The 15,671-nt window shown below is 66.6% G+C and carries 17 protein-coding genes and 1 pseudogene; 11 read left to right on the top strand and 7 right to left on the bottom strand.

From position 1 onward, the window contains the following. Positions 1-3: 3 nt before the first annotated feature. Positions 4-1,215: an MFS transporter gene (locus ACFYOW_RS46035; RefSeq protein ID WP_387297908.1), complete on the top strand. Its 1,212-nt coding sequence runs from the start codon at positions 4-6 to the stop codon at positions 1,213-1,215. A 229-nt stretch (positions 1,216-1,444) separates the two neighbouring features. Here ACFYOW_RS46035 and ACFYOW_RS46030 read toward each other — a convergent pair whose 3' ends face one another. Beyond that, positions 1,445-1,993 (bottom strand): TIGR03086 family metal-binding protein, encoded by a 549-nt coding sequence (locus ACFYOW_RS46030; RefSeq protein ID WP_387297906.1) that lies wholly within the window; start codon positions 1,991-1,993, stop codon positions 1,445-1,447. Continuing rightward, positions 1,990-2,964 carry a sigma-70 family RNA polymerase sigma factor gene (locus ACFYOW_RS46025; protein WP_387297904.1) on the bottom strand — a complete coding sequence of 325 codons (975 nt, stop codon included), beginning with the start codon at positions 2,962-2,964 and terminating at the stop codon, positions 1,990-1,992. Before ACFYOW_RS46025 ends, ACFYOW_RS46030 begins: the two co-directional genes overlap by 4 nt. A gap of 156 nt (positions 2,965-3,120) precedes the next feature. On the opposite strand from ACFYOW_RS46025, the gene ACFYOW_RS46020 reads away from it, so the two are divergent. Continuing rightward, positions 3,121-4,539 (top strand): DHA2 family efflux MFS transporter permease subunit, encoded by a 1,419-nt coding sequence (locus ACFYOW_RS46020; protein ID WP_387297903.1) that lies wholly within the window; start codon positions 3,121-3,123, stop codon positions 4,537-4,539. Between the two features lie 4 nt (positions 4,540-4,543). Here ACFYOW_RS46020 and ACFYOW_RS46015 read toward each other — a convergent pair whose 3' ends face one another. Then, positions 4,544-5,194, bottom strand: coding sequence for a nucleotidyltransferase domain-containing protein (locus ACFYOW_RS46015; RefSeq protein ID WP_387297901.1), 651 nt, complete (start codon positions 5,192-5,194; stop codon positions 4,544-4,546). A 38-nt stretch (positions 5,195-5,232) separates the two neighbouring features. Next, the gene (locus ACFYOW_RS46010; protein ID WP_387297899.1) at positions 5,233-5,817 is read right to left on the bottom strand and encodes a TetR/AcrR family transcriptional regulator C-terminal domain-containing protein; all 585 of its coding nucleotides are present in this window, start codon (positions 5,815-5,817) and stop codon (positions 5,233-5,235) included. 105 nt (positions 5,818-5,922) lie between these two features. On the opposite strand from ACFYOW_RS46010, the gene bioB reads away from it, so the two are divergent. From bioB to ACFYOW_RS45990, 4 genes are all read left to right on the top strand, one after another. Beyond that, entirely contained in the window at positions 5,923-6,936 is a 1,014-nt protein-coding gene (gene bioB, locus ACFYOW_RS46005) for a biotin synthase BioB (protein ID WP_063042115.1), read from the top strand. A 37-nt stretch (positions 6,937-6,973) separates the two neighbouring features. After that, positions 6,974-7,189: a hypothetical protein gene (locus ACFYOW_RS46000; RefSeq protein ID WP_387297946.1), complete on the top strand. Its 216-nt coding sequence runs from the start codon at positions 6,974-6,976 to the stop codon at positions 7,187-7,189. Between the two features lie 2 nt (positions 7,190-7,191). Then, positions 7,192-7,920 (top strand): DUF2567 domain-containing protein, encoded by a 729-nt coding sequence (locus ACFYOW_RS45995; RefSeq protein ID WP_387297897.1) that lies wholly within the window; start codon positions 7,192-7,194, stop codon positions 7,918-7,920. A 92-nt stretch (positions 7,921-8,012) separates the two neighbouring features. Then, positions 8,013-8,546 carry a DUF1353 domain-containing protein gene (locus ACFYOW_RS45990; protein WP_387297895.1) on the top strand — a complete coding sequence of 178 codons (534 nt, stop codon included), beginning with the start codon at positions 8,013-8,015 and terminating at the stop codon, positions 8,544-8,546. Between the two features lie 464 nt (positions 8,547-9,010). Here ACFYOW_RS45990 and ACFYOW_RS45985 read toward each other — a convergent pair whose 3' ends face one another. Then, a complete protein-coding gene (locus ACFYOW_RS45985) occupies positions 9,011-9,223 on the bottom strand; it encodes a DUF397 domain-containing protein (protein ID WP_387297893.1) in 213 nt (70 codons plus the stop codon). Beyond that, positions 9,207-9,736, bottom strand: a pseudogene (locus ACFYOW_RS45980) (DUF5753 domain-containing protein). Before ACFYOW_RS45980 ends, ACFYOW_RS45985 begins: the two are co-directional and overlap by 17 nt. A gap of 343 nt (positions 9,737-10,079) precedes the next feature. Between ACFYOW_RS45980 and ACFYOW_RS45975 the strand changes: the two are divergent. Together ACFYOW_RS45975 and ACFYOW_RS45970 are read left to right on the top strand one after the other, a co-directional pair. Continuing rightward, positions 10,080-10,268, top strand: coding sequence for a hypothetical protein (locus ACFYOW_RS45975; protein WP_387297891.1), 189 nt, complete (start codon positions 10,080-10,082; stop codon positions 10,266-10,268). 434 nt (positions 10,269-10,702) lie between these two features. Further along, a complete protein-coding gene (locus ACFYOW_RS45970) occupies positions 10,703-10,894 on the top strand; it encodes a hypothetical protein (protein WP_387297889.1) in 192 nt (63 codons plus the stop codon). Between the two features lie 159 nt (positions 10,895-11,053). Here the strand turns inward: ACFYOW_RS45970 and ACFYOW_RS45965 are convergent, their stop codons facing one another. Then, positions 11,054-11,812 carry an NUDIX domain-containing protein gene (locus ACFYOW_RS45965; protein WP_387297887.1) on the bottom strand — a complete coding sequence of 253 codons (759 nt, stop codon included), beginning with the start codon at positions 11,810-11,812 and terminating at the stop codon, positions 11,054-11,056. Positions 11,813-11,904: 92 nt separating this feature from the next. On the opposite strand from ACFYOW_RS45965, the gene nadA reads away from it, so the two are divergent. The 3 genes from nadA (at position 11,905) to nadC (ending at position 15,669) form a co-directional block, all read left to right on the top strand. Next, entirely contained in the window at positions 11,905-12,948 is a 1,044-nt protein-coding gene (gene nadA / locus ACFYOW_RS45960; protein WP_387297885.1) for a quinolinate synthase NadA, read from the top strand. 114 nt (positions 12,949-13,062) lie between these two features. Continuing rightward, complete coding sequence (locus ACFYOW_RS45955; protein ID WP_387297883.1) at positions 13,063-14,766, top strand: L-aspartate oxidase; 1,704 nt, start codon at positions 13,063-13,065, stop codon at positions 14,764-14,766. A 42-nt stretch (positions 14,767-14,808) separates the two neighbouring features. After that, entirely contained in the window at positions 14,809-15,669 is an 861-nt protein-coding gene (gene nadC, locus ACFYOW_RS45950; protein ID WP_387297881.1) for a carboxylating nicotinate-nucleotide diphosphorylase, read from the top strand. Positions 15,670-15,671 lie beyond the last annotated feature (2 nt).

Genomic DNA, 15,671 nt, shown 5'->3' with positions numbered 1-15,671 from the left:
GCTATGAGCGAGCGCGTCGGCGCCACAACAGAATCCGTTCGCCTGCGTTCACTGGTGTGGACTGTGTTCGTACCGGTGGTGCTCTACGGCATCGGATCCGGCGCGGCCGCACCGATGTACGCGTTGCGCGCATTGGATCTGGGTGCGTCGGCCGGTGTCGCCGGAATCGTCGTCGCGCTGAGCGGGTTGGGTATGGTGCTGGCCGATCTGCCCGCGGGGCGGATCGTCGCGCGCATCGGGGAACGCGGGGCGATCGCCGTCGGATCGGGCCTCGGTCTGGTCGGGGTGCTGTGCGCGATCCTCGCCCCGCATACCGGGGTGCTTGCGGTTGGTGTGCTGCTCAATGGAACCGCCAGTGCGGTATGGGGTTTGGCGCGACAGTCCTACATCGTGGCCGTTGTGCCACCGGACGAGCGGGGCCGTGCGTTCTCGGCCTTGGCCGGCGCCTCGCGCCTCGGATCGTTCTGCGGACCCTTCATCGGGGCCGGAATGGTGTACGCGATGGGGCCGAGCGGTGCGCTGTGGTTGCAGTTCGGCACGACCGTCGCATCGGGCGTGGCGATGCTCGCCATCCGTTCGGCCGCCGCCGACGATACGGATGCCGCCGATCACACCCTGCGTTCGGTGGTCGTCGAAAACCGCAGGGTGCTGGGCACACTCGGGCTGGCGGCACTGCTGATGGGTGGTGCCAGGGCGACGCGCACCGCGCTGCTCCCACTGTGGGCCGCGCATATCGGCGTGAGTGCCGCAGCCACGAGCCTGATATTCGGTATCGCCGGCGCAATGGACGTGCTGCTGTCCTACCCGGGCGGTATCCTGCTCGATCGCTACGGCAGCCGCGCCACCGGCGTACCGTCGATGTTGCTGTTCGCGGTCGGCTTCGCGGCGCTTCCGCTCACCTCGACGGCGCTCGAACTCACCGGTGCCGCCGTCCTGCTCGGGCTCGCCAATGGCGTGAGCAACGGCATCATCATGACTGTCGGCGCGGGCGTCGCACCGCCGGGTCAACGTGCGGAATTCCTCGGTGCCTGGCGTCTGACGCATGACATAGGCATGTTCGCGGGACCGATTGCCGTCGGCTTGATCAGTGCCGCAACGGCTCTCGGTGCCTCGGCGCTCGCCGTCGCCGCTGCGGTATTCGCAGGCGCGGTCGCCATGCACCGCTGGTTCCCGGGTGCCTATCCCGTCCTCGACGTACGCCGGGCCACCGATTGAGCGGCTCGGACGGTTGAGGCACGCACACGTGCGTGCCTCGCATAGGTTGCACCTTGTGCGAGGCGCTCGCACAGTATGCGGGGCCTTGTACCGATGCGTTGGTGGTCGGTACTTCAGAACACTGGTCGCGTTCGGCCCGTTTATGGCGCACACCTTGTGTGGCGCATCGGTTGCACCTCAGCGAGGTGCTCGCCGGGTTTGCGAAGCCTGCATCGATGCGCTTGGGTACTCACGACACCGGCCGAGCTCGGCCGAGGTAGGCGAGCAGCCGGTCGCCCGGGGCGGCGGTCGGCGGTTCGATCGGCGGACCGAACAGGGGCCACCGGTCCGCGATCGGGACGAGTTCCGGTGCGACCGACAGTAATTCGCGGGCGAGGTGCTCCGGAATCGACGGGGCTTCGCGATCGGTGGTGGCGAGATCCCAAGCATGGACCGTCAATTCGAGAGCACCGACAGTCCCGAGCACCCGGGCGGGCACCTGTCTACCGAAGACGACCACCGACCCGGGCTGCTCATTCGCCCAGTCACCGAGCAGCGCCACGGCTCGACTTCGAATATGGGCCGTCCCCGCACAATTCGGTAGCGGTGCACCCGGCGTGAGCCGAACCTGCCCACCCGCCAAACCTTCCCGCAACGCGGCAATCGACTCGTCCACATGCGCGAGCAGCATGCGCGTATTCCAGCCCCGACACGGTGTGGGCGCTGACAGATCGGAACCGATGCCGGGCAGCACCGTCAGCAGATACGCGACCGCCCGCTCGAGCAGATCATCGCTCATGGCAGTGCGGGCTCGGGTGAGGTATTCGCCACCAACGATGTGGGCAGTCCGAACGCGGCGAACATCGAGCTGTCGTGATACGAGACGACATGGGCGACCGCGGTCGGGGTCACCGTCAGGATCTGCAGCGATTGCGCCCGACCGCGCACGTAGAACGCGAATCCGGGCTGACCGTTCGCGGCGATCGGCACCATCCGGACCTCGCCCGCGCTATACGGACACTTCGCCCGAACGAGCTCGATGATCGTGGTATTGCCGCGGAACCACTCCTCGATCGGCGGCATCTCCCACACCGCGTCCGACCGCAACAGCGTGACGAGCGTATCCATATCGGCGGCTTCGAATGCGGCGGCATAGCGGTCAAGCAGCGCGCGGATTTCGGGGTCGCTCGGCTCGGCCACCGGCGTGTCCGGCTCCAGTTCCGCGAGCGTCGCATGTGCGCGCTGCAGCATGCTGTTGACCGCGGCCACGCTGGCCCCGATCAGCTCGGCGACCTCGGCGGCCTTCCAGTGCAACACATCTCGCAGTATCAACACCGCACGCTGGCGCGGCGGCAGATGCTGCCAGGCGGCGACCAATGCCAGCCGCATACCCTCGCGCGCCGTGACGATGGCGGCCGGATCCGAGGTCTCGGGTGCGATGAGCACATCCGGCATCGGTTGCAGCCAAGGAATCTCCGGCGCGAAGTTCAGCGGGCGGGTGGGATCCGCGGTGGGCTCGGATAAACCGGTGGGCAGCACGCGACGTCGGTGCTCGATCGCATTGAGACACGCATTGGTGGCAATCCGATACAGCCAGGTCCGCATCGAAGCGCGCCCCTCGAAATCACCGTATCCGCGCCAGGCCCGCAGCAGCGTCTCCTGCACCAGATCCTCGGCATCATCGACCGAACCCAGCATCCGGTAGCAGTGGGCGAGCAGTTCGCGCCGATACGGCGCAGTACGGGCGGCGAATTCGTCGCTGTCGGTCATGTGCAGTCCTTCCGGGTGCCCCGAATGGTGTCCCTCTGAAATATCGACCGCCGTGCCGCCCAGAACTCATCGGTGCGATGAGTTTCGGGCGGTCGTCGGTCGGTATCTGTGCGTGCTCGAACCATCGGGCACGCCGAAACCAAAGGAAGGATCACCGTGAGCACACCAATCATTTCGGCGGTGACACAGCGCTGGGTGCTGGTACTCGGCGCGGTCGCGTCGCTGATGGCGGCACTGGACACCCTGGTCGTCGCCACCGCACTCAGTACCATCCGGCACGACCTCGGGGCGTCGCTGCAAACGCTCGAATGGACCGTCAACGGATATAACCTCAGCTTCGCAGTCTTGCTGATGACCGCGGCGGTGCTCGGCGACCGCTTCGGACGCAAGCGGATGTTCATGGTCGGGCTCGGCATCTTCATCGCCGCGTCTGCGGCCTGCGCGATATCGACCACCGTCGCGACCCTCATCGCCGCCCGCGTGGTGCAGGGCATCGGCGCGGCATTGATCATGAGTCTGGCTTTGGCGCTGGTCAGCGCGGCGTTTCCGCCGGAGAAGCGCGGTATGGCCATGGGGCTGCTGCAGGGCATCACCGGTCTCGCCGTCGCGTGTGGTCCGCTGGTCGGCGGGGCCGTCGCGGAGGGGTTGTCCTGGCAATGGATCTTCTGGCTGAACGTGCCGATCGGGCTACTGGCGCTGCCACTGGTGGCGGTCCGTGTTCCGGAGGGGTTCGGCCCCGATACCGCCGTGGACGGCACCGGACTGGCACTGGTCACCGGCGGCGCATTCGGTGTGGTGTGGGGTTTGGTGCGCGGCAATATCGCGGGCTGGTCGAGTTCGGAGGTGCTGATCGCACTGATCGGCGGGATCGCGTTGCTGATCGCCTTCGCGGTCTGGGAAGCGCGCACCCGCGAACCGATGTTCCCGATGCGGCTTTTCGTGAATCGCGGTTTCGCGGCGGGAAATACCGCCATATTCCTCACCTTCGCCGCCCTGTTCGGTGAGGTGTTCTTCTACGCGCAGTTCCTGCAGGCGGTCCTGCACTACGGCCCACTCGGCGCCGGATTGCGGCTGCTGCCATGGACGCTCACGCTGTTCTTCTGCGCGCCGGTCGCCGGTGCGCTGGCCGACCGGATCGGGGAGCGGCCGTTGATGGTGAGCGGATTGGCCCTGATGGCGGGCGGCATGCTCTGGATCGCCGCGATCGCCGACCCGGCGATGACCTACGGGTCCTTCGTCGTTCCGTTCATCGTCTCCGGCGTCGGCACGTCGATGGTGCTGCCATCGGCACAGAGTTCGGTGGTCGGTGCGGTCGAACACGCGATGCTCGGCAAGGCGGCCGGTGCCAACAGCATGATGCGCGAGCTGGGCGGGGTCTTCGGAATCGCCATCGCGGCAGCGGTTTTCGCCGCAACCGGTGGATACGGTGCAGTGGATGAATTCACCGCCGGATTCGGCTCGGCGATCAAAGTCGGTGCGGCACTCGCCCTGTTGGGCGCGGTAGTCGCACTAGCACTGCCCGGGCGCAGGGCGGGCGTGGCAGTTGACCTCGAGGAGGCGACAGTATCCGTCTGACCCGTCAATCCTGGTGGGTCGAAATGCTTTCCAGCCATGGGTGATCGGGGTGCACCCGCGACAGCCATTCGGACAGCCGAGACCTTTGGGATCGGTCCATCATGGGCAGCGCACGCCGGAAGTCGGCTTCGTCCTTGTCGCGGCGCGCCTTTGCCTTGAACAGGAGCGCGACTTCGGGAGTCGCGTACGGAATGCCCTCGCTGGTGTGGCGAATCAGATCTTCGTAGGGCAGGGTGATCGATGGGTCGCGGCGGCACACCCATCGATCACCGACGTGCGGTTCCCGAAACACATCGAGCCGATAGCGCCCGGTCGCGGGTTCGCGTAGCCAGGTCTGATGGAAGTCTGCCGACTTCGCCGGAAACGGCCAGATTCGGTGGTCACCGATAACGTCCCACTCGAAACTGGGAAAAGCAGCGATAAGCTCGCTGAATCTGCCTTGCGGGACACCGATTTCGAGGTCGCTGTGTTCCCGAGCCCCGCCGCCGGTGAACAGATCCAGCGCCCACCCCGCTGTCACGCACCACGGAACCGTGACATCCGACAACCGCTGCGCGACTTCGGCAGGCGTCCACGCCGCCCACAGCCTTTCGCATTCCTCCGCCGAAACCGCCCGCCCGTCCTCGGGTGACTCTCCAACCTCCGGATCAGGCATCTGGACGTTCCTTCCAGGCATGTGCGCCGACGAAGGATTCAGCGTACGCGGGTGCCGAGCAGATGACGCACGCCGCCGACGAACAGTTGCAGACCGAAGTCGAAACGCGCTGTCGCGTCCGGGGTTTCGTTGAGCGGTGAGGCGTCATCGGTGAGCGCACCGGCCGAATCCATCTGCATTCTGGACTGTTCGTCCACGGTTTGTCCGAGCACGTAGTACAGCAGCGTGTATGCCGCGAGTTCCGCTTCCGGCCGCGGCATCCCGCCCCGGATGGCGGCCCCCACGAGCCGTTCCCGCCCCTTGCTCGTGGTGAGTCGGGAGGCATAGGTCGCCGAGACCAATTCGGCGCCGTCGCGATAGGCGAGCAGGCAACTACGCAACCGGTGCGCCAATTCGGTGATCTGGCCCGACCAGTCCTCGGCCTCGATCGGATCCTCCATCGGGGCCAGAATCCGGTCGGCGACCGCGCCGAGCAGGGCCTGCTTATTGGGGAAGTGCCAGTACAGCGCACCGGGCTGGACCTGGAGTGAACCGGCGAGCCTGCGCATGGTCAGGTCGGCGAGACCGTACTGGTCGAGAATGGCGATGGCGCCGTCGACCACGTCCGCGCGGTGCAGCTGCACGCTGTTTCCTTCCCCGAGGTGCTTTGACTCACTTGTTACCGCTACCCTAGCCTGAACACCGTTCAAGTTGCACGGCCACCTCGGCCGGACGAAGGGATTCGTGCAGTGACCCAGGCACCCGTCCAAACCGACATTCTGGCGACCGCCCGCGAGCAGGTGCTCGAGCGCGGCGAAGGCCTGACGCAGGAGCAGACCCTCGAGGTGCTCCGGCTGGGCGACGACCGGCTGGAGGAACTGCTCGCCCTCGCGCACGACGTGCGCATGAAGTGGTGCGGTCCCGAGGTCGAGGTCGAGGGCATCATCAGCCTCAAGACCGGCGGTTGCCCCGAGGACTGCCACTTCTGCTCGCAGTCGGGCCTGTTCCAGTCGCCGGTGCGCGCCGCCTGGCTCGATATCCCCAGCCTGGTCGAAGCCGCCAAGCAGACGGCGAAGACCGGTGCTACCGAGTTCTGCATCGTCGCGGCCGTGCGCGGTCCGGACGAGCGGCTGATGGCGCAGGTCGCCGCCGGTGTCGAGGCCATCCGCAACGAGGTCGACATCCAGGTCGCCTGTTCGCTCGGCATGCTCACCCAGGAGCAGGTCGACCAGCTCGCCGCCATGGGCGTGCACCGCTACAACCACAACCTGGAGACCTCCCGTTCGCACTTCCCGAACGTCGTCACCACGCACACCTGGGAAGAGCGCTGGGACACCCTGCGCATGGTGCGCGCGGCCGGTATGGAGGTCTGCTGCGGCGGCATCCTCGGCATGGGCGAAACCCTGGAGCAGCGTGCGGAATTCGCGGCGAATCTGGCCGAGCTCGAGCCGGACGAGGTGCCGCTGAACTTCCTCAACCCGCGTCCCGGCACCCCGTTCGGCGACCTCGAGGTGCTGCCCGCCGCCGACGCACTGCGCGCCGTCGCCGCATTCCGGCTCGCGCTGCCGCGCACTATCCTGCGCTTCGCGGGCGGTCGCGAGATCACCCTCGGCGACCTCGGCGCCAAGCAGGGCATCCTCGGCGGTATCAACGCTGTCATCGTCGGCAACTACCTGACCACCCTCGGTCGGCCCGCCGAAGCGGACCTGGATCTGCTCGGTGAGCTGAAGATGCCGATCAAGGCGCTCAACGAAACACTCTGAATCGGTCACGAAAGAGGCTGGCGCCGTGAGTACTGTCATGGATATGGACGAGCGCTACAACCCGTTCACCGGCAAACGCATCGTGCCGGGGCTCGACGATCCGGTCCCGACCGCCGCGGCACTGGGACTGGAGCCGCCGCGCTTCTGCGAGCAGTGCGGCCGGCGCATGATCGTGCAGGTCAGCCCGGACGGCTGGTGGGCGAAGTGCTCGCGGCACGGCGTGCTGGATTCGAAGAATCTGGAACACCGCTAGTGATGGCCGAATACGGCGACGTCGTCACCGCGCCGACGGGATCGGCCGGGATGGCGGGCGTGCGGCGTGAGCTGCGGGCGTCCGCGCTGATCGCGGTCGGTGTGTTACTGCTCAGCGTCCTCGGCGGCGTGGTGTGGGCCTTCGTCGCGCCCACCGAGCAGTATCTGGTGGTCAAGGCGCGCGCTGGCGCGGAACCGGCCAAGGGTGCGGCCCTGACCGGGGAGAGCGTGCACCAGTTCGACGCGCTGGCGATCTTCGTCTGCATCGGCGCGGTGCTGGGTGTGCTGACGGCGATCGGCGCATGGCGTTGGCGTCGCGTGCGCGGACCACTGCTGCAACTGGGGCTGCTGATCGGTTCCGGCGCAGGCGCTTACGTGATGTCGAAGGTCGGCGAGCAGATCATGCAGTGGCAGCATCCGATGCCATACGACCCCGCGGTCGGCCAGATCGTGCGGCTGCCGGTGGACGTCGGAAGTTGGCTGGCGCTGATCGTGCAACCGCTGCTCGCCTCGCTGGTCGTGCTGTTCCTCGCTGCGCTCAGTCCGACAGAGGATCTCGGTACCGGCTTCAGCGGGCCGCTCGGCGATTCGCGGCCATACTTCACTGCGGCAAGCGGATTCGCGTCCGTCGACAATGCCGATTCGTATCGTGACGCTGCGAACGGCGGGCCGGTGCCCTACGGTGTGCCGTATGGCGGCTTCGGACCACCCGGTTCGGATCGCGCGCGCTGACGTTATCCGAACCGTTGCCCGCGCGGCGGCACAGACGTGCCAGAACGGCCTAGAATTGTGGGACACGCTGTGCGTTCAGAGAGGAACGGATCATGGCGTTCGTCGGTAGCGGACCAGTGGTCGAAGAACTCGACGCGAAATTCTGGCGGGTCGTCGAGCCGCTCGTCTATCACGGTGCCACACAGGAATTCGTCATCCCAGCGGGCTTCCGCACCGACTTCGCGTCGGTGCCGCGGGCATTGGTCTGGCTGATACCCCGCTACGGCGCCTACACCCGCGCCGCCATCCTGCACGACTATTTGCGGAGCTCGCACGAGGTGAGCACCGCGGACGCGGACGGCCTGTTCCGCCGCTGCCTGCACGAGTTCAGCGTATCGGTACCGCGCCGGTGGATGATGTGGGCCGCAGTGCGTTTGGGGAGCGGACTGCGCGGCGCCACGCTCGGTGATATCGCACGCTTTCTGCTCGTCGCGATCCCCTCGATACTGTTCCTTGCGATCCCGGTCGTCGCGGTGCAGGCATTCCTGTGGCTGTTCTGGTTGGTGGAGTTGGTGTTCTGGGCTGTAACGCGCGTCGGACAGCGCACCGCCGCCCCGCCACCACAACCCCAGATGAAGACCGCCTGACCATCCGGTCCGGAACTCTCTTCCAGCAGTTCAACCTGCGTATTCGCATGTCCTGATCAAGGCTCGCGCTCACGATCCGTCTTAATCTCATTGCACGCCAGGGGGTGTCGCTCCCACTAACGGAAGTGCAGGAGGACAGATGGAATCGCGTCTGCGACCGTCGCCGAGAACCGTTTTCGCGCAACAATTCGCCGCGCTGCGCGGGCAATTCCCCCTGCGTCGGGTGGCGGCTGGCGCGGAGGCGTGGATGCGGTCGATGCGGGCACCCGGACAGAAGGGCGCCGCATCGGTTCAGCGCACCAGCGATTGGAAGGCAGGCCGCAAGGTGCCCGCCGAATTCGAATCCTGCCGGGGACGCTTTATTGACGCGTCACGGGCTTGTTCCGCAAGCCCGTTCCTTTGGTGTTCCCTAGAACATGAGAAGCCCGGCGCCAAATCCAACGGTGCCGGGCTCTGTCGTGTTCTCAGGGGCGCTCGAATTCGCCATCGTTCATGCCAGCGGTGAAGGCGTTCCACTCACCGGGATTGAGGACCAGCGCCGGGCCGGTCGGATTCTTGGAGTCGCGCAGACCGACCCTGCCCCCGTCGAGGAAGGCGACCTCGACGCATTCGCTCCCCCCGGAACTGTGGCTGGACTTGAACCACTGCGCCCCGGCCAGGTCAGTTTTCACGCTCATACTCCCTTGCTATCTCTCTCACAAGGTCTCTGCTCGGGCGATCGTCCAGCGTCGCTGCCAGCAGGCTACGGAACGTCTGACGACACCTACGTACGTCGTCCATGCCTTCAAGGTAGACGTCTCCGGTGAAGCTCTCGGCAAACACTATGGTCGGCTCGACCGGCTTGCCCCTGCTGTCCTTGGGAACGTCATGATGATGAACTGCGACACCACGATGCCGGTGGGAAAGCCTGCACGGAACGGCAGGACTCGCACCTGGACGTTTTCGCGGGTGCTCAGGTCCGCGATGTGGCGCAACTGGGCAGCCATTACGCGCGGCCCGCCGACGATGGTACGCAACACATTCTCATGCAGGATGACCAAGAGCTGCACCGGCTGACGCTGGCGCGTGACGCTGTGCTGCCGCTGTATTCGGAGCGCTACGCGACGTTCCAGTGCGTCATCCGAATCGTTCGGAAAGTACTGCTTATCAAGGGTTCTCGCGTAATCAGCGGTTTGAAGGATGCCAGGCACGATCAGCGGCTGGAAGATCGCCAATTCGCTAGCGCCACCTTCCAACCCGACGTACGTATTGAACTTCGCTGCGATGACGTCACCATAGCTTCGCCACCACGAACGCGCCGGCGTCTGTTCGGCCAGTTGTTTAGCCGCATCGGCCTACTCTTGATCGAGGCCGTACACCTCGCACAGACCCAAAACATCACGGACTCTGACCTTTTCGGTCCATGTGTGGCGGGATCACGCGCCGCAGCTCCCGTACGAACTGCCGTGCGGGTGAAAAATCAGTGGTGGCGGCGTTGGGGGCACGGATACCGTTGGCGCACAAGGTCGAGCCGAGCATGGGAAGGAGGTGGCGATGAGCGAGGACGTGTTGACCAGGCATGGGCTGGGGGTGCTGGTTCCGGAGGTCGGGAAGTCGGAGCGGGCGGATCTGGTGGCGTGGCGACGGCGGGATGCGTTGCGGCGGTCCAGTGCCGCGCAGCCGATTCCCAGTGCGCGGCGGTATCGGCGGAAGGCGAAGCATAAGGGGCGGGAGCGGGATTGAGGTTCCCGAGTGACCCCGTTTTCGCGTGCGAAAGCATGCGGAGGCGGGGTTTTCTGTTGTTGACGCGGCGGCGGGGGATGTTGCCCCTCGAGTCCGATTACGGCAGTGGCCCAGGACGTTGCATCCGTTGAGCAACTGGTTGCGGCCGTGCCGTCGATACAACCCGAAAGTAGTTCTGCCACAGGGCTTTCATTTATATGAAGCCGTGTATCCATCGGTCCGGAATCGACGAACAGGCGACCGGCTTCCGGTCCGGATAACTCGTAACCGACTGTGACCAGCCATATTCGGCGACTCTGCCCAACACCCCATATCCCCCGACGCGATTGATCCCTACCGTCTGAGTTGTTCGATTCGTTCGAGCCGCAGAGCCGGATCTCGGTATCGACTCCGCGAGACACCGGAAGGATTCAGTGAATCGGAGGGGCAGAGCAATGTCCTGGAAATCCGCGGTGGCGGGAGCCGTGTTGGTGATCGGTATGACTTCCGGCACGGCGCAAGCCGCCGTCGAACCGAGCGAGGTGACGGTCACACGGATCGAGGCCGAGTCGGCATTCCCGAGCCTCTGGCCGGTGTGCGTGTTGAGCTCCGGGCACCTGGGGGTGCCCGGCGGGCTGTCCGAGTAGAAGGGGAGTGCCCTGGTCGATGGTGACCAGGGCACGCTCGGATGCCGTGGCCCCTACGGCAGTGGCCACGGCACAGTCCATTTCGAGCTCGGCGATCGCTTCGGGGGAGCGGTCGCCGAACCGGGAGGGGGCATTCGTGGGGCAGGCGATCGCGGGAGGTCAGGTGGGTGGGCGCAGTGCGGCGAATTCGTCGGTGACTCGGATTTCGGAGTCGGTGAACCGATAGACCGCCGCGGGGCGCCCACCCGCCCGGCCGGGGGATGCGGTCGCGCCGGTCGGCGTGATCACCTTGCGGCGGGTGAGAACTCGCTGCAGATTCGTCGTGTCGACCTCGTAACCCAATGCGGCGCAGTAGATTTCGCGCAGCGTGGACATGGTGAACCGCTCAGGTGCCAGCGCGAAGGCGATATTGGTGTAGGAGAGCTTCGCGGCGAGCCGGGTGCGCGCGTGCTCGACGACCGTGCCGTGATCGAACGACATGCGCGGCAGCTGGGAAACCGGATGCCACGTGGTGTCCGAGGGCAGTTGCGGGTCCGCGGTCAGCGGCACCAGCCCCAGATAGGCCGAGGCGATCCGCCGCGGTGCGGGCACGCGGTCCGGATTACTGAATACCGCCAGCTGCTCGAGATGTGCCAGCTCGCGCACATCGACCTTCTCGGCGAGCTGGCGACGGGCCGAGACATTGAGGTCTTCGTCGTCGCGCAGCCGCCCGCCGGGTAGCGACCAAGTGCCCTTCTGCGGGTCGAGTGCCCGCTCCCACAGCAGCACCGCGAGTTCGGTCCGCTGACCGGGCGGACATGGCCGAATCAGCTCATCTGTCATGCGCGCAGGGCCACTACCTGCGGTGATGTCGTCGGAGAAGCGCCGAACCTGGAACACCGCGGTGAGCGTTTCGTGGATGGTGCTACTATGGGCCACGTTTTCGATTATAAGTCGAAAACCTGGTTTGGTGCGAATCGGCTGGCATGTGAAAAGGCACAAGGGCCGAGCGCACGAGGAGAGGAGCCATCATGGCGACGATGGGTGTGAAGCTGGCGCCCCCGCTGATGGGACAGGTAGTCGACGGTCCGACCGGATTCTCCGGTGTCGAGGCCACACCGGAGTGGGCGGCCGAGGTCAAGCGCCTCGCCAGGGAGCGCAACGCGACGATTCTCGCGCACAACTACCAGTTGCCCGAGATCCAGGACGTTGCCGACCATGTCGGTGACTCGCTGGCGCTGTCCCGCATCGCGGCCGAGGCCCCCGAGGACACCATTGTGTTCTGCGGTGTGCACTTCATGGCCGAGACGGCCAAGATCCTCAGCCCCGAGAAGACCGTGCTCATTCCGGACCAGCGGGCGGGCTGTTCGCTGGCCGATTCCATCACCGCCGACGAATTGCGGGCCTGGAAGGCCGAATTCCCGAATGCGGTAGTCGTCTCGTACGTGAATACCACCGCCGCGGTGAAAGCGCTCACCGATATCTGCTGCACCTCCTCGAATGCCGTCGACGTGGTCGCCTCCATCGATCCCGACCGCGAGGTGCTGTTCCTGCCGGATCAGTTCCTCGGCGCGCACGTCAAGCGGGTCACCGGCCGCGAGAATATGCACATCTGGGCGGGCGAATGCCACGTGCACGCCGGGATCAACGGCGACGAGCTGACCGAACAGGCACGCACCCACCCGGATGCCGAACTGTTCGTGCACCCCGAATGCGGTTGTGCCACTTCGGCGTTGTACCTCGCGGGCGAGGGCTCGTTCCCGGCCGACCGGGTGCACATTCTGTCGACCGGCGGGATGATCGACGCCGCCAAGGCAGCGAAGTCGAATCAGGTCCTGGTGGCCACCGAGGTCGGCATGCTGCACCAGCTGCGCAAGGCCGCTCCCGGCATCGACTTCCAGGCCGTGAACGATCGTGCGTCCTGCAAGTACATGAAGATGATCACCCCGGCGGCGCTGCTGCGCTCGCTCGTGGAGAACACCGACGAGGTGCACGTCGACCTGGAAACCGCCGCGCTGGCCCGTAATTCGGTGCGGCGCATGATCGAAATCGGTAATCCGGGCGGTGGCGAATGAACGGCCGCGAACGGAGCGCGACTTGCGCGCTCGTCCGGAGTGGCGGTGCGGAATGATCGTCGGGGCGGTCGGTAGCGGTTCTGCTGCCGACCAGGTCGAGAAGGGCCGAGGCGCATGAGCGGCGCGCCGCGGATCGACTGGGAAGCCGCCGCCGATCTGGTCGTGATCGGCGGGGGCGTCGCCGGGTTGACCGCGGCACGGACGGCATCGCTGCGCGGGCTGCGGGTGCTCATCCTCAGCAAGGGCGGCCCGACGGATACCGCAACCCAGTACGCCCAAGGCGGTATCGCCGTCGTTGCGCCGCATGAGGATTCGGTGGAATCGCATGTGCGCGACACGGTCGAGGCCGGTGCCGGACTGTGTGACGAGACGGCGGTGCGTTCGATCGTCGAGGGCGGTCAGGCCGCCGTCGCCGCACTGACCGATCTGGGTGCGGTCTTCGATCTCGCTCGGGACGGCCAGATCTCGCGCACCCGCGAGGGCGGTCACAGCACGCGACGGATCATCCATGCCGGAGGCGACGCCACCGGCGCCGAGGTGCAGCGCGCGCTGAACGCGGCCGGGTTGCCGGTCCTGTTCGGTGCCGCGGCACTCGAAGTCGTCACCGGGCGCACCGGTGTGCAGGGTGTGATCGCGGTGTCGGAGAACGGGTTCGGGGTCGTGCACGCACCGGCGGTGCTGCTGGCCACCGGCGGGCTCGGTCAGCTGTACGCGCTGAGCACGAATCCGCCGGGTGCGACCGCCGACGGCATCGCGCTGGCGCTCTGGGCCGGCGCCACGGTGGCCGATCTCGAATTCGTGCAGTTCCATCCGACGGTGCTATACACCCCCGGCGGACTCGGCCGACGGCCGTTGATCAGCGAGGCGGTTCGCGGCGAAGGCGCGACACTGGTCGATTCCGAAGGGAATTCGGTGACCGCGGGTGTGCACCCGCGTGGTGATCTGGCACCGCGCGATGTGGTGTCGCGTGCGATCGCCGCACGGATGCGCGCCCTCGGCACCGATCACGTCTACCTCGACGCCCGAGCGATCGAAAGCTTCCCGCAACGGTTCCCGACGATCACCGCATCCTGCCTGGCCGCCGGGATCGACCCGCATACCGAGCTCATTCCGGTCGCACCCGCCGCGCACTACCAATGCGGCGGGGTGGTGACCGACACCCACGGCCGGACCGCGGTGCCCGGTCTGTATGCCGCGGGCGAGGTGGCGCGTACCGGGCTGCACGGTGCCAACCGGCTGGCCTCGAACAGTCTGCTCGAGGGACTGGTGGTCGGTGAGCGGGCCGGGGTGGCCGCTGCCGAACGCCTCGGCGAGGAAGCACACGTGACCGACGTGTCCTTCCACACCATCCCGCGTGCGGCCCGAGCCTTGGTGCAGCAGTCGATGACATTGCATGCCTCCGTGGTTCGCGATGCCGCCGGACTGGCGGAGGCGGCCGTGCGGTTGCGAGATGCGATGTCGCACAGTGCGGCAAGTCGCTTGCGTGCCGAGTTGACCACTGCCAAGCAGCGATTGACGGGTGCGCCGATCGAGCTCTCGGCACTGAACAGCAGCGGTGCGATGAATACCGGTGCGGCACAACGCATCACCGCGTTCGAGGACGCCGCCCTCACCCTCACCGCCCAGGTGCTCCTGCTCTCCGCGGCAGCCCGCACCGAAAGCCGCGGCTCGCACACCCGCTCCGACCACCCGACCCCCGACGATCACCAACGCCGCAGTCGCGCAGTACGTCTGGGTCCAGAAGGTCACCCCGTCCCCGCCCCCGACGGCCTCGACCTGACCACCTGGACCCAGGACGCCATCCCCAGCGCCTCATGACCGCGGCAATGCACGAGAACAAGTAGGACGAGGAGTGCACTGATGGGACTGGATACCGGCCTGGATCGTGACGAGGTGCTGGCCCTGATTCGCACCGCACTGGATGAGGATCTGCGCTACGGCCCCGATATCACCACGGCGGCAACGGTTCCCGCCGATGCGGCGGTGAAGGCATCGGTGGTTTCGCGCCAGCCGGGCACGGTGGCCGGGCTCGATATCGGCCTGCTCGTGCTCGACGAGGTGATCGGTGCGGGCAATTACGAAATCACCGATCGGGTCGCCGACGGCACCCGGGTCGAGCCGGGCCGGTCGGTGCTGGGGCTGGTCGCACCGACCCGCGGTCTGCTCACCGCCGAACGCACCATGCTCAACCTGGTCTGCCACCTGTCCGGTATCGCGACCGCCACCGCCGCCTGGGTCGACGAGGTCGCGGGCACCGACTGCCACATCCGCGACAGCCGCAAAACCCTGCCCGGCCTGCGTGCCCTGCAGAAATACGCGGTCCGCGTCGGCGGTGGCGTCAACCACCGCATGGGCCTCGGCGATGCCGCCCTGATCAAGGACAATCACGTGGTAGCCGCCGGTTCGGTGGTCGCCGCCCTCCGCGCGGTGCGCGAGATCGCCCCCGATATCGCCTGCGAGGTCGAAGTGGACAGCCTCGAACAACTGGACGCGGTCCTGGCCGAAAACGTCGAACTGGTCCTGCTCGACAACTTCCCCCTCTGGCAAACCCAAGCTGCCGTCCAACGCCGCAACGCCCAGGCCCCCACCACCAAACTCGAATCCTCCGGCGGCCTGACCCTCGCCGACGCTGCCGACTACGCCCGCACCGGCGTCGACTACCTGGCTGTCGGCGCACTGACCCACTCGGTGCGCGTCCTCGACCTCGGCCTGGACATGTGACC

It is taken from the genome of Nocardia sp. NPDC006982 (assembly GCF_042869435.1).
Classification (GTDB): Bacteria; Actinomycetota; Actinomycetes; order Mycobacteriales; family Mycobacteriaceae; genus Nocardia.
This window is presented reverse-complemented; position numbering and strand designations above follow the sequence as displayed.